Source organism: Rhabdaerophilum sp. SD176 (assembly GCF_030143245.1).
Classification (GTDB): domain Bacteria; phylum Pseudomonadota; class Alphaproteobacteria; order Rhizobiales; family Beijerinckiaceae; genus Rhabdaerophilum.
On sequence record NZ_JARJNS010000006.1, the window covers coordinates 56,727 to 70,718 of the forward strand.

The window sequence follows — 13,992 nt, forward strand, 5'->3', positions numbered from 1 at the left end:
GTGCTGAAGCCTTCTCTGCCCGAACTTCTGGTCGGGCTCGGGATGGTGGGGTTTGCCGTCGTCGTGGGTTTCGCGACGGCGGCCATTCCCTCCTCCGCCTATGCGAAGATCGGACCTGCTGTGGTGCCTTGGGCGATCACGGCCGGCCTTGTCTTTTTCGGCCTGCTGCTGACCCTTCAGGGCCTGACCGGCGGCTGGGAGCATGAGCGCGGCATCGATTTCGACTGGCGCGGCCTCGGCTGGCTGCTGGCCGGGCTGGGGATGAACCTCTTCCTCATCGATGGATATCGCGTCGGCGAAACCCAGGTGATCCCGCAATTCGGGTTCATCATCGCGTCGACTGTGGTCTTCAGCTTCACCGCGCGCGCCTTCGGCAGCCGTGCCTTTCTCCGTGATGTCCTGATCGGCTTCGCGCTCGCGCTGGTGGCCTATATCGGCTTCGACCGGGTGCTCGGCTACCAGATCGGCAGCGGGATGATCGAAAGACTGATCTGATGGATACGCTCGCCCAGCTGCTCCAGGGTTTTGCGATCGCCCTGACGCCGATCAACCTGATGTGGTGCCTTGTCGGGGTCGCGGTCGGGACAGCGATCGGGGTTCTGCCCGGCCTCGGCCCGGCGCTGACCATCGCCCTGCTCCTGCCGATCACCACCAAGGTCGATCCGACGGCAGCCTTCATTCTCTTCGCCGGCATCTATTACGGTGCGATGTATGGCGGGTCGACAACCTCGATCCTGCTCAATACGCCGGGCGAGAGCGCGACGATCGTCACCTCGCTCGAGGGCAACAAGATGGCCAAGCGCGGGCGTGCCGGCGCGGCGCTCGCCACGGCGGCCATCGGCTCCTTCGTGGCCGGCACCATCGGAACGATCGGCATCACTTTCATGGCCGAACCGGTCGTGGCCTTCGCGCTGAAATTCGGGCCTGCCGAATATTTTTCGTTGATGATGCTGTCGTTTGTCACCGTGGCGGCGGTTCTCGGCGGTTCTGCCGTGCGCGGCATGACGGCCCTGTTCGTCGGCATGTTCCTCGGCATGATCGGCGTCGACAACCAGTCCGGCCAGTTGCGTTTCACCTTCGGGCTGACGGAGCTTTATGACGGCATCAACGTCATCATCGTCGCGGTCGGGCTCTTCGCGATCGGCGAGACACTTTGGCTGGCTGCCCAACCCAAGGGCGGGCCTGAAGAGGTGATCAAGGTCACCGACTCGGTGATGATGAGCAAGGAAGACTGGAAACGATCCTGGAAGCCGTGGCTGCGCGGCTCCTTCATTGGCTTCCCGATCGGGGCCATGCCGGCCGGCGGGGCCGAAATCCCGACCTTCCTCTCCTATTCTCTGGAGAAAAAACTTTCGACCAAGCCGGAGGAATTCGGCCATGGCGCCATTGAAGGCGTGGCCGGGCCGGAGGCTGCGAACAATGCTTCCGCTGCCGGTGTGCTGGTCCCTATGCTGGCGCTGGGCCTGCCGACATCGGCCACCGCAGCGATCATGCTTTCGGCCTTCCAAAGCTATGGCATCAATCCGGGCCCGCAATTGCTGCAGACCAATCCGCAGCTCGTCTGGGGCCTGATTGCGTCCCTTTATATCGGCAATGTGATGCTGCTGGTGCTCAACCTGCCGCTGGTGGGGCTATGGGTAAAGATGCTCAAGATCCCGGCACCTCTGCTCTATGGCGGCATTCTCATCTTTGCCACGGTCGGCTCATACGGCATTTCCCGCTCGGTGGTGGACCTGGTGCTGCTCTATCTCGTCGGGATCATGGGCTTCCTGATGCGGAAATTCGACTTCCCGACGGCACCTGTCATTATCGGGATGATCCTCGGACCGCTCGCGGAAATGAATTTCCGGCAGGCCATGACGATCAGCCAGGGAAGCTGGTGGATCTTTATCGAGAAACCCCTGTCGCTGACCCTGCTGGTTCTCACCGTGGTCGCGCTTGTCGGCCCCGCCCTCTGGGCAAAGTTCAGGCCGAGGACGACGCAGGAGGCATGATTCCGCCTCCGCATCGCTTGCAGGCCCGGAAACCAGCCGCTTCGGCCTCTCCGGCAGTGTCATAGCAGCGAATATTGCGAGGCAATGGCAACCTGGACGGGCATCCGGGGCGGCAGAACACACCTGTCGTTGTAACCGCGTAAACAAAATCTGAACAAGCCCGCCGAGGGCGGGCAGAGATCACTTGCCAGCGCCAATCCGCTACGGTATCGGGATCAATGTTCTTTGTCGTTTTGTAGTTATCGGCCATTGCGCATCGTCTTTCTGCCCTCTCTGCCTGCCTTGTGTGTGTTCGCGTTAGATTAGATTTCACTTATAAATTCCTGATGCTGATTTGATCACTTTTCTGAGCCTCCGGCCACCCGATTCCATATTTGCCCTTTCTCCCTTCGAGCAGGCGTAGCCTGTTTCGAGCCATAGTCATTTTCATTTTTTATTTGCCTCGGAGCATTCTCGATGCGTTTGCCCTTCCTCGCGGCCATTTTCTTGATTTCTTTCAGTACGGCTCATGGCCAGCAACCCATGACGCTGGAACAGGCGATCCGCATGGCGGTGACCAGCAATCCGCGGATTGGCGAGGCAGCGGCCAACCGACGCGCGGTCGATCAAGAATTGCGGCAGGTCCAGGGCGGTCTGCTTCCGCAAATCCGCGTGCAGGCCGAATACGGAAATGAACGCTCACGCCGGGCGGCCGGAAGTGTCATTGCCGGCACGAACGAATGGCGGAAAGCCGGCGGCGAGGCCGGAATCATTGTCAATCAGCTGCTTTTCGATGGTTTTGCCACACTGAACCAGATCTACCGGCAAATGGCCCGGTCAGATGCCGCAGCCTGGCGAACACTCGAACGCGCTGAGCTTGTCGCACTGGATACCGCGGAGGCCTTCCTCGACATCCAGCGCTTCATGGCCTCTGTCGCCCTCGCGGAGGGGAACGTCGCCGTGCATGAAAGGCTGGCCAACACGATCTCCCAGCGCTACAGCGGCGGCCGCGCCGGAATGGGCGACCAGGAGCAGGTCAATGAGCGCCTTGCCGCTGCCCGCGCCGTGCTGGCGGAGTTCCGGATCCGCCTTGAGGAAGCAAGGGCCGCATTCCGCAAGGCAGTCGGCATCGTTCCTGGAAGGCTGGCCGGCCCGATGCGCCTTTCCGGCCTGCCTGCGACGCGCCAGAAGGCTTTCGACCTGACCATTGCCGCCAACCCGACCCTCCTCGCTGCCACCAGCGACGTGACGGCTGCTGAACGGGACTATGACGCGACGACAGGGCTTTTCCTGCCGCGTGTCGGTGTCGAGGGCCGCGCAGCATCCGGACGGGATTCCAGTCAAGCCAGAGGGCGTTTTGACGAGGCTTCCGTCAAGCTTCGGGCGGATTGGCTGCTCTTTTCGGGTGGAACGGACAGTGCCCGCCGGATGGAACTGGGCGAACGTGTGGCCGAGAGCCGGAGCCGCGTTGATTCCCTGCGCCGCGCGGCCTTTGAATCCATCGACCGCGCTTGGAGCGTCCGGCAGCTTTCCGGCGCCCGGATTGCCTCCCTCAGGGGGCAGGTTCGTGCGGCCCAGGCGGTGGTGACTGCGTATCGCGGCGAGTACGAGCTGGGCCAGCGCAGCCTGCTTGACCTGCTCAATGCCGAGAACGCCCATTTCAATGCCCGGCTTTCGCTCGAGGCGGCAAGGAACGTCGCTGTTTTTGCGGATTACCAGTTGCTGGCGACATCAGGACAATTGCTTGTCCGCCTGAATATTGCACGCCCGCAGGATGCGAACCCGACTTCGAGGGACCGACGATCCGTCTTCCCGACCACGTTTGGCAACCCGTTCAAGGGGGCGCTCCATTGACCGGCCAAACAGCACATCCCGAGAAGACGATCTTCTCCCTTGGCACCATGGCGACCTGCCGTATGCCGGCGCCTGTCATAACCGAGCGCTTTCCACATCCGCACCTCGCCACCGGCTCAACCGGACGACGCGCAAGCCTCACCGGTGTTCTCCTTGTCTGACTCCCCGTCCAAAGGCCCCTTGCTCAGGGCGCTCCTCCACCTTGCCGCGCATCACGGCCGGGCTGTGGGGGAGGATGTCGTGCTGTCAGGGCTGCCGCTCGAAGGCGCGCCGCTCGGTGCCACGTTGTTTGCCCGGGCGGCCCGGCGTGCCGGGCTGGACGCAGAACTGGTCTACCGTCCGTTCAGCGAGATCTCCCCGCTGGTGCTGCCCTGCGTCGTGTTCCTCGGGACCGAGCCGGTTGTCCTCCGCCGGATGGACCCTGAAGACGGCCGCTGCGAGGTTGTGCGCTTTCCCGATGAAGGAGAGGCGTTGGCTGCCCCCTTGCCTGCGAACGAGATCGACGCGGCTTACTCGGGATATGCTTTCCTGATCCGGCCGCTGGCGACTGCGGATACCGGCATCGTGGACAGAAGACCCCCTTACGGCTGGTTTCTTGGAGTGATCCGGCGGTTCCGGTCCAATTATTGGCACATCGCGCTCGCCACGCTGATCATCAATGTCCTGGCCCTTGTGTTCCCGCTCTTCACCATGGCCGTCTATGATCGCGTTCTGCCGAACCACGCCATTTCCTCGCTCGTGGCGCTTTTGGTCGGCGTATTGCTGGCAATTGCGTTCGATTTCATCATCCGGTTTGCCCGGTCGAGAATGATTGACCTGACCGGAAAACAAGCCGACGGCGTTCTGGCTGCGCAGATCTACGAGCATCTGCTGAACATCCGGATGCGGGTGCGGCCCCAGCGCGTTGGCGTCCTGGCCAATCAGGTCCGGGATTTTGATTCCGTCCGGGAATTCTTCACCTCCGCCACGCTGATCGCGATTGCAGATCTGCTTTTTGCGTTTCTTTTCATTGGGATCCTGTTCCTAATTGCTGGCCCCCTCGCCTGGATTCCCTTGCTCCTGCTGCCGGTCGTCATTGCGATCGGACTTCTGATCCAGCGGCCGCTCGATCGCGCCATGAAGGCATTCCAGGGAGAGGCTTCGGCCAAGCACGGCCTCCTGATCGAAAGTCTGAACGGCCTCGAAACTGTCAAGGTCATGGGTGCCCAGTCCGGCCTGCAAGCGGCTTGGGAACGTTCGGTCGCGCAATCGGCGCGCGCTGGCGAGCAGGTCCATCACTGGTCATCCCTGGCGCTGACCTTGTCGAACGCGGCCCAGCAGATGGCTTCGCTCGGGATCATGGTCGGGGGCGCGTTTCTCGTCATGAATAACACCCTGTCCGTCGGCGCGCTGGTTGCGGCCAACATGCTGTCTGGGCGGGTTCTTTCGCCGCTGACCAACCTTGCTGGCATGATTTCCCGCGCGAACCAGACATTGATCGCCCTGCAGGGCATCGATGCCCTGATGGCGCTCGAAGCGGACACCATCCCCGGCGAGGTCAAGACAGCCCGCCGGATCAAACAAGGAGCGATCGTGTTTGATCGCGTGACGTTCGGCTATCCCGGCTCCGCAAGGCCTGCCCTTGATGACGTCAGCTTCCGGATACAGCCCGGAGAAAGGGTTGGTATTGTCGGGAAGATCGGCTCGGGGAAAACCACGATCGGTCGCCTGCTTGTCAATCTTTATAACCCGGATTCCGGACGAATCCTGCTGGATGGCGCCGACCAGCGCCAGTTCGACCCCATGGAATTGCGGCGGGATATTGGGTTCGTCATGCAGGATTCCGATCTCTTCATGGGCACGATGCGGCGGAACATCGCCCTCGGGCGGCCGGACGCCACCGATGAAGAGATCATCGCCGCGGCGCGCCTCGCCGGTATTGACAGTTTTGTGGCCCAGAATCCCGAGGGCTACGACATGCGCATCGCCGAAGGCGGGTGGTCGCTGTCAGGCGGACAGCGCCAGTCCGTCGCGCTGGCACGCGTCCTGTTGCGGCGCCGGCGAATCCTCTTCCTCGATGAACCGACCAGCGCGCTTGATGTCCGCAGCGAAGCGGAATTCTGCGCCCGGCTCGACGCCGTGCTCGGCCGCGACACGACATTCATTGTCTGTACCCACCGCGTCTCACTCCTCGCCTTCGTCGAGAGACTGCTGGTCTTCGAGCATGGACGCCTTGTCGCTGATGGCCCTCGCGACGCGATCCTTGCCGGGCTGAACAAGCGCTCGGTGGTCACGCGTGGTGCAGCCGATGCATAAGGATGACTTTGCCTTTGCCAATGATATCCGGGCGGCCGCCGATCTCCGGACTCCGCGCACCTATGTCCTGCTCGTCCGGGTCACTGCCGCGCTGATCCTGTCGGCCGTGATCTGGGCATCGCTGGCCGTGCTCGATGAAGTGACCCGCGGCGAGGGACGCGTCATCCCGTCCCGCCAGGTCCAGGTCGTCCAGCCGCTTGAGGGCGGGTTGGTTGAGAACATCCATGTCGCCGAAGGTGCGATCGTCCAGAAAGGCGATGTGCTCATGCGCATCGACGATACGAATTTTGCCGCCCAGCTGGGCGAGATCCGTGAACGGCGCCTCGCATTGGCGAGCCGCGTCGCGCGCCTGACTGCCGAATCCACCGGCCAGAGCCAGATCGGCTTCCCGCCCTCGCTCCTGAAGGAGGCTGGCCGGGCGACAGAGGCAGAACGGCTTGTTTTCGAAGCGCGGCAGCGCAAGCTGACCCAGGATATCGAGGTGATCGTGCAGCAGGTCGGGCAGAGGCGAGCCGAACTTGGCGAGCTGCAGGCGCAGGAACGGCGTCTTGCACAGGCCGTCGACCTTCTCTCGAAAGAGACGGCGATTACCCGCCGGCTCTTCCAGCAGCGCGTCGTGCCGGAAATCGAGATGCTGCGTCTCGATCGCCAGGCTGCGGAAATGCAGGGCCAACTCGATGTGGTGAAGGCTTCCCTGGCCAAGGCCGAGGTTGCCATTCTCGAGGCAGAGGCACGGCGCGACAGCGTCACCTCGACCTTCCGCGCGGCGTCGGAGGAAGAGCTCGCCAAGGTCCAGGCCGATCTTGCTGTTGTGGAGGAAACCATCCGGGCCGCACAGGATCGCGTCCGACGGACCGATCTCCGGGCCCCGGTGCACGGGATCGTCAACAAGATCAGCGTCACCACGATCGGCGCCGTGGTCCAGCCCGGCCAGGCCGTGATGGATATCGTTCCGCTGGAGGACAACCTGCTGATCGAGGCGAATGTCCGACCGGCCGATATTGCCTTCATCCGCCCCGGGCAGGATGCCGTAGTGAAGATCTCTGCCTATGATCCGACGGTCTACGGCTCGCTACAGGGCAAGGTCGAACGGATCAGCGCCAATACGATTACGAATGATCAGAAGGAGGTATATTACCGCGTCGTGATCCGAACTGTCCGGAGCCATCTTGGCCCGGATGCCGCGCAACTGCCCATCATTCCGGGCATGGTAGGCAGCGTCGAGATCCTGACCGGGCGCAAATCGGTCCTCGAATATGTGCTCCGGCCGATCCGCAAGGTCTTTGATGAGGCATTGCGTGAGCGCTAATTGATAAAAATGGATCGAATTCCTTGGCTGGTGCGAAAGCACGCCACCGGTTTCGTCCGCTTCCGAAGCGCGATTTAACCAAAAACCGACGCAGGCCACGCATCCTCAACTGGCGCAGGGTTGAAGACCTGAACAATCAGGCCGGACCTCCGGGTTCGCTTCCCTTCGCCAACAGGTGTGGGGTTGCGTATGTCGAGTTACGGGTTGCACTGGCGCTGGCCCATTGTCAGCTTTGTTGCCGGGTTTTTCCCGATCCTCGCCCTGCTTTCGCCGGTCATGGCACAGAATGCCGTGGTGGCCCGTCGTCCGGCGGCCGTGTTGACCGTGGCGCCCAGACTTGATGACGGACCGAAATTCTTCACGATCCGGCAATTGGTTGACCGGCAGGAAGGCAAGCCGCAAAGGAATGAGCGCGAGGCACAGTCCTGGCCGCTTCGCCTGTCGACCCTCGACCCGGACAGTCCTGCGGCCTTGGCTGCCGAGTCGCCCTACCTGGGTTCTGGCTACCAGTTGTTCCCTTCCTTCCACGCGAAGGTTGCCCTGAACTGGCGCCGGATCCAGGCGGACTGGATCCGCGAAAGGGCGATCCTTGAACAATGCGAGCGCAACCCGGCCCGCTGCCCGCAAGGCGGCAGCGCCTTCCTTTCGATGACGCGGCAGGCCCGCCCGCTGGACAGGGATGCGCAGATTTCCCTCATCAATGCCCGGGTCAACGCGTCGGTTCGCTATCAGAGCGACGTGGCCCGGCATTCCGAAGCGGATGTCTGGTCGAGCCCGCTCAAGACGCTGGCGCAAGCAGGGGATTGCGAAGACTACGCAATCGCAAAATTCTACCTGCTCAAGGAAGTTGGCATTGCCGAGGATGACATGCGGATCGTCCTTCTGCGCGACCACAAGGCCCGCGATGACCATGCCGTCCTCGCAGTGAGGGGCCGGTTTGCCTGGCACTTGCTCGATAATCGCTATGACACGTTGGACAGCGATGCAAATACGCCGCATTACCGCCCGGTAATCGCGTTGAACAGCCTGCGTCAGGACCTGTTTGCCGCCCCGTTTGTCCAGACTGACGATCCCGAAGCGCAGACCAGCGCCCGGTTTCAGCCGGCCCATCCAGGTGGTGCAGAAGTGCTGATGTCGGAGCTGTCGCTTCGCGGCACGCGATGAGGTCAGGCAGCCCGAAGCGGCGGAAGGGCGATGGCGAGGAGATCCGCCGTCAACCCCGGCCCGAGCCGGCGCCCCGCTTCGGCGTGACGAAAGACCCCGGCCGCTGCCGCCTCGAAGGGTGGCAACCCGGCGCTTAGATGCGCCGCGATGATGCCGGCCAAAACGTCACCTGAGCCGGCGGTCGCGAGTTCGGCGCCGCCTGTGGTGTTAATCGCCGCGCGACCATCCGGTGCCGCGATGACCGTATCCGGACCCTTGTGCACGACGACGCATCCGCTCCTGCGCGCTGCGGCGCGCGTGGTCTCGACCTTAGAGCCGGTGATATCCGGCCCAAAAAGGCGGATGAACTCCCCCGCATGCGGCGTCAGGACGGCCCCTGCCCGGTTGCGGGCAGCCAACCATTCGGGCAGGCCACCGAGGGCGCTGATCGCATCCGCGTCGATTACAGCCGGCAAGCCGGCTTCGAGCAGGATAGCCAGCTTGCGTTTTGTCTCCGGCCCGATGCCAGCGGCAGGCCCGATCAGCGCGGCAGAAAACCGGGATTTCGTCAGGAGGGCCCGGAGGTCGTTGTCCTCGGCATCCCTCTGCTCGATCTCTGCCAGCATGATGGCCGAGAGATGGGCAGCATGAACGCGCAAGGCTGCGGCGTTGCCCGCCACGGTCACAAGACCAGCGCCGGCATGGAGCGCGGCGAGCGCCGCAAGGCGCGCCGCACCGGTACGAAATTCCGGGCCGCTGATCGCGAGGATATGCCCCTTGCGGAACTTGTGGACCTCCGGCCCGGGCTCCGGCACGGCCGAGCGCCAGAGCCATGGCCCGTTCAGCCACAGCTGTAGGTCGGCCGGATCGACCGGCATATCCACGGCCTCGAGGCCGATCTGGGCAAGGATCAACGTTCCACAGAGGTGACGCCCCGGCTGCAGCCAGTGCCCGGCTTTGGTCCGAAAAAAGGTAACCGTTCGGTCGGCTGGCAGAACTGGGCCTGTGGCCAGTCCTGTATCGCCGGACAGGCCGCTGGGCACGTCGACGGCCACGATGAAGGCCCCCGATTTCGAGGTGCGTGCGATGGCTGCGGCTGCTTCTCCTTCGATGGCACGCGTAAGTCCGGCTCCATAGAGTGCATCAATCACGATCATCCCCGCATGCGGCCGGAAATCTGCCAAGGGGTGCGCGGTGCATCTGGCGCGAGCCGCCATTTCGGCAGCAGGCGAGCCCGATTTCGGCGGATGATCGGTGAAAACCGAGACATCCAACCCCTCGGCCGCCAGACACCGAGCCGCGACATAGCCATCGCCACCGTTATTGCCAGGCCCGCAAAGCACGGCCACGGGGGCGCGGAAGGGAACTGCATCAGCGACGGCACGACCAGCCCTTTCCATGAGGTTCAGAACCGGCACGCCCCGGCGGACGGCATTCGCATCCGCAAGGGCCATGGCTGCATTGGAGAGCAATTCAGGTGGGAAAAGACGCAGGTCACGCAAAGCCATCTCAGCGCCCTGCATCGGGAACGAGCAGCCCTTCCGTAATCAGATCGAGATGGGCGGCCAGGAAACGTTCCGGCGGGATCGGCGCCTCGTGCATGAACGTCATTTGCCAGATTGCGCTCATGATGGCCGGGGCCATGATCACCAGTGGCAGGTCGGCGGCGGCTCCTTCGCGAATCTCGCCGCGCGCCCGGCCGCGCGCGACGATCCGTTCAAGCAATTCACGGCCGCGCAGCACGGTCTCGCGGTAGTAGAGTGCGGTCAGGCCCGGGAAGGTGCTCCCCTCGCCGATCATGATCCGCAGGATGGTGTGCAGGTCACTCTGGACCAGACGCTCGTGGAGGACGGGGATGACCAACCGCAGCAAGTCACGCGTCGGGCCGGGGAAGCCATCAACAAACCCCGCAACCTCGAGGATCGCGGGCCCCACCCTTTCGCGGACAGCCGCCATGAACAGCGATTCCTTGTCCTCGAAGTAGAGATAGATTGTGCCCTTCGCGATACCGGCACGACGCGCGACATCCTCGAGCCGCGTGCCGGCAAAGCCGCGCAAGGCGAATTCCTGCATACCCGCCGCGATGATCTCGGCGGGCCGTGCCTCCTTCCGCCGACGCCGGCGCGGAGCTTCCGGTCGCTCGTCGGTCGACACTATAACTGACTTTTTGGTCATTAATCCTTGCATTCCCCGCCGGGCGAGTTACAAATGACTTTGTAGTCAGCAACAATCGAAACACCAAGGATTATCGCATGGCTTCGGGCGAGGACCCTGCCGATACCGCCAGGCCACCAGCTGGCCTGCCTCTGGTGGTTGTCGAACGCCAGCTTCCGGCTCCGGTCAAAAAAAGCCGTCTGCGACCGGTGTTGCGGGCGCTGCCCGCTGTTCCGCTGGTCATGGGCCTGCTGATGACAGGCGGGGTGATCGGCCTTTATTTCCAGCCTCCGGGCGTCCGGAAAATCATGTCGTGGTTGCAGCTTGCACCGGGCGGCGGCACGTCGAACCCGATCGCCGTGCCCGCGCCCAGCGCGCCGGCCGATACGGCGAAGGCGTTGCCGCGCGCGGTGATCGGGCTGGGCAAACTCCTGCCGGAAGGAGAGGTTGTCACGGTGGCTCCGCCCTACGGCGCCGGCGATGCGCGGATCAGCCGGATGCTCGTCAGCGAGGGCGAAAGGGTGGCTGCCGGCACGCTGCTCGGGGTACTCGACAACGAAAGACAGCTTCTGTCGGCGCTGGAGACGGCAAAGGCAAACCTTGCCTCGAAGGAAGCGGTGCTGGCGCAGGTGCGCAATGCCACGGCAGCCGGCCGGGCCGAAGCAGAGGCCGCGCTCGCCCGCGCCGAAACGGTGGCACAGAATGCTGTCCGCGAGTTCGAACGGGTCGAGGAACTGAAGCGTCGAGGCTTTGCCTCGGATCAGAGCCACGATCAGCGCCGGAGCCAGATGGAAGAGGCCCAGCGGGATGTGGAGCGGAACCGCGCCTCGCTGACCCGCTATGGCCAGGGCGAACTCGACCGTCAGCCGGATATCGTGGTCGCGGCGCGGAATGTCGATCTCGCCAAGGCGGATCTCGAGCGCGCGGCGGCTGACCTCGAGCGCGCCTATATCCGGGCACCGCTGGCAGCGACGGTTCTCTCGATCACCGCACGGCCGGGCGAAAAGCCGGGGACTGGCGGCATCCTCAATCTCGGCGATATCGACCACATGAAGGCGGAGATCGAGATCTACCAGACCGAAATCTCCCGGGTCGCGCTCGATGCGCGGGTCGAGATTCAGGCCGAGGCGCTGCCGGAGGCGCTGAGCGGCCGGGTTGTGCGGATCGGGTTGGAGGTCGGGCGGCAGACGATTACCGACCCCTCACCGGCCGCGAATACGGATGCGCGCGTCATCAAAGTCACGGTCCGGCTTGATCCGGCCTCGAACGTCATCGCGCGCGGCTTTACCAACCTGCCGGTGCGCGCGCGCATTTTGCCGACCGGCCCATGACCGGGCTGCTTGAAAAGCTGCTCGGTCGGCTGCCGATCGGCTGGCTGCAACTCAGCCACAGCAAGGGGCGGCTCGCGGCCGCGATTGCCGGGGTTGCCTTTGCCAATATCCTGATCCTGATGCAGCTTGGCTTTCTCGGGGCGCTCGTCGGTAGCATCGCGGTTCCCTATCGCCAGTTCGAGGCCGACCTCATCATCTCGTCCTCCGACATGAATACGCTTGCGGATGGATCGCCCCTCCCCCGGCAACGCATGTATCAGGCGCTTGCTGTCCAAGGCGTACGGAGCGCGACGCCCGTCTATCTCGCCAAACTGGACTGGAAGAGGCCGGATGGCTCGGTGCGGACGCTCGACCTTTTCGGGATCGACCCGGCCGTCACAACCTTCCGCAACCCGCGGATTGCCGCCCGCCTGCCTGAACTCGCCCTGTCCGATGTGGCGCTGATCGATTCCAGAACCCGCAACGTGCCGCCCGAGATGTTTTCCGCGATCGGCAGGGGCGAGCAATACCGTTTCGAGGCCAAGGGCCGGACGATCTCCGTGGTGGACACATTCGTCATGGGCGGTGGGTTTAGTGCAGACGGGTACCTCGTCGTGTCGGACCAGACCTTCCTCAAGCTGTTTCCGCAACGTGCGCCGGGCGCGCCCAACTTCATCTTCGTCACGCTGGAGCCGGGCGCTTCCCCGCAGCAGGTCCTCGCCGCCCTGCGCGCGGTTTTGCCGCCGGATGACAGCAAGGTCCGTCCCGTGGCGGAGGCCGTGGCTGCGGACCAGCGTTTCCAGACGACCCAGCGGCCCATTGGCATTATCTTCGGCTTCGGCATTGTGATTGGCGTGCTGGTCGGCATTATCATCGTCTATCAGGTGCTCTCGACCGATGTCGCCGACCACCTTCGGGAATATGCGACCTTCAAGGCCATCGGATTTCCGCAGCGATTCTTCCTCGGCATCGTATTCGAGGAAGCCCTGATCCTCGCGCTGCTCGGCTTCGTGCCTGGCCTGCTGATCGCACTCGGCCTCTACACGCTGGTTGCCGGCGCGACCGGCCTGCCTCTGGCCATGACAGTGGAGCGTGCGGTCACAGTCCTCGGCGGCACGCTGGTCATGTGTACGCTGTCCGGCGCCATTGCGACGCGCAAGCTCGCGCGGGCCAACCCGGCGGATCTGTTCTGATGGCGAGCCCCCGCTTGGACAGGCCCCATTCCATTGTCGCAAAGGGCCTTGCGCATTGGTTCGGCGAGGGGGAAGCGCGCAAGCAGGCGCTGTTCGACATCGACCTCGAGATCGAGGCCGGCAGGCTCAACGTTCTGGTCGGCGCTTCCGGATCCGGCAAGACGACGCTGCTGACATTGATGGGCTGCCTTCGCCGCGTGCAATCGGGCAGCATCCGGCTGCTGGGCCAGGAACTGGCCGAAGCGGATGAAGCAACCCTTGTTGCCACACGGCGTCGGCTTGGCTTCATCTTCCAGGCGCATAACCTGCACGAGAGCCTCACGGCGATGCAGAATGTGCGGATGGGGCTGGAAGTGCACGGGCCAGGGGCGATGCGACACTGGCAGACGGCCTGCAGGCATATCCTGACCCTGCTCGGGCTGCAGGACAGGCTCAACTACCTTCCCGGCAATCTCTCTGGCGGCCAGAAACAACGCGTGGCAATTGCCCGCGCGCTGGTCGGCAACCCCGACATCATCTTTGCCGACGAGCCGACCGCTGCCCTCGACAAGGACAGCGCGCTCAATGCCGTGAACCTGCTCAAACGACTGGGCGAGGAACAGGGGACCACGATCGTGATGGTCACCCATGACTCGAAGATCCTCGACCTCGCCGACCGGATCATCACCATCGATGAAGGCCGGATCGTCGATGGCGGCCGGATGACGGGATGACCGGCGGGGAATGCCGCCAGGCCAGCCCGCTTCTAGCCGCCCAAGGAC

Annotated in this window: 12 protein-coding genes; 9 read left to right on the forward strand and 3 right to left on the reverse strand. The window is 63.7% G+C overall.

Going from position 1 to position 13,992, the window contains the following annotated elements; all coding sequences use genetic code 11:
• Window positions 1–495 carry a tripartite tricarboxylate transporter TctB family protein gene (locus P0652_RS14765; protein ID WP_284179619.1) on the forward strand — a complete coding sequence of 165 codons (495 nt, stop codon included), beginning with the start codon at window positions 1–3 and terminating at the stop codon, window positions 493–495.
• A complete protein-coding gene (locus P0652_RS14770) occupies window positions 495–1,994 on the forward strand; it encodes a tripartite tricarboxylate transporter permease (RefSeq protein WP_284179620.1) in 1,500 nt (499 codons plus the stop codon). The genes P0652_RS14765 and P0652_RS14770 overlap by 1 nt, the downstream gene beginning before the upstream one ends.
• On the opposite strand, the gene P0652_RS14775 is transcribed toward P0652_RS14770, so the two are convergent.
• A complete protein-coding gene (locus P0652_RS14775; protein WP_284179621.1) occupies window positions 1,966–2,244 on the reverse strand; it encodes an Ada metal-binding domain-containing protein in 279 nt (92 codons plus the stop codon). The genes P0652_RS14770 and P0652_RS14775 overlap by 29 nt on opposite strands.
• Before the next feature lie 206 nt (window positions 2,245–2,450).
• Here P0652_RS14775 and P0652_RS14780 point away from each other — a divergent pair, with 206 nt between their 5' ends.
• The 4 genes from P0652_RS14780 (at window position 2,451) to P0652_RS14795 (ending at window position 8,595) form a co-directional block, all read left to right on the forward strand.
• On the forward strand, window positions 2,451–3,827 hold the full coding sequence (locus tag P0652_RS14780) for a TolC family outer membrane protein (protein WP_284179622.1): 1,377 nt from the start codon (window positions 2,451–2,453) through the stop codon (window positions 3,825–3,827).
• Between the two features lie 144 nt (window positions 3,828–3,971).
• A complete protein-coding gene (locus P0652_RS14785; protein ID WP_284179623.1) occupies window positions 3,972–6,122 on the forward strand; it encodes a type I secretion system permease/ATPase in 2,151 nt (716 codons plus the stop codon).
• Window positions 6,115–7,431: an HlyD family type I secretion periplasmic adaptor subunit gene (locus tag P0652_RS14790; RefSeq protein WP_284179624.1), complete on the forward strand. Its 1,317-nt coding sequence runs from the start codon at window positions 6,115–6,117 to the stop codon at window positions 7,429–7,431. Before P0652_RS14785 ends, P0652_RS14790 begins: the two co-directional genes overlap by 8 nt.
• Before the next feature lie 189 nt (window positions 7,432–7,620).
• On the forward strand, window positions 7,621–8,595 hold the full coding sequence (locus tag P0652_RS14795; protein WP_284179625.1) for a transglutaminase-like cysteine peptidase: 975 nt from the start codon (window positions 7,621–7,623) through the stop codon (window positions 8,593–8,595).
• Window positions 8,596–8,597: 2 nt separating this feature from the next.
• On the opposite strand, the gene P0652_RS14800 is transcribed toward P0652_RS14795, so the two are convergent.
• Window positions 8,598–10,082, reverse strand: a complete 1,485-nt coding sequence (locus P0652_RS14800) for an NAD(P)H-hydrate dehydratase (RefSeq protein ID WP_284179626.1) — start codon at window positions 10,080–10,082, stop codon at window positions 8,598–8,600.
• Between the two features lies 1 nt (window position 10,083).
• A complete protein-coding gene (locus tag P0652_RS14805) occupies window positions 10,084–10,749 on the reverse strand; it encodes a TetR/AcrR family transcriptional regulator (protein WP_284179627.1) in 666 nt (221 codons plus the stop codon).
• Window positions 10,750–10,826: 77 nt separating this feature from the next.
• Here P0652_RS14805 and P0652_RS14810 point away from each other — a divergent pair, with 77 nt between their 5' ends.
• From P0652_RS14810 to P0652_RS14820, 3 genes are read left to right on the forward strand one after another with little or no spacing between them, the layout of a single operon-like run.
• Window positions 10,827–12,059 (forward strand): HlyD family efflux transporter periplasmic adaptor subunit, encoded by a 1,233-nt coding sequence (locus tag P0652_RS14810; protein ID WP_284179628.1) that lies wholly within the window; start codon window positions 10,827–10,829, stop codon window positions 12,057–12,059.
• Window positions 12,056–13,231, forward strand: coding sequence for an ABC transporter permease DevC (gene devC, locus P0652_RS14815; RefSeq protein ID WP_284179629.1), 1,176 nt, complete (start codon window positions 12,056–12,058; stop codon window positions 13,229–13,231). The genes P0652_RS14810 and devC overlap by 4 nt, the downstream gene beginning before the upstream one ends.
• A complete protein-coding gene (locus tag P0652_RS14820) occupies window positions 13,231–13,944 on the forward strand; it encodes an ATP-binding cassette domain-containing protein (RefSeq protein WP_284179630.1) in 714 nt (237 codons plus the stop codon). The genes devC and P0652_RS14820 overlap by 1 nt, the downstream gene beginning before the upstream one ends.
• Window positions 13,945–13,992 lie beyond the last annotated feature (48 nt).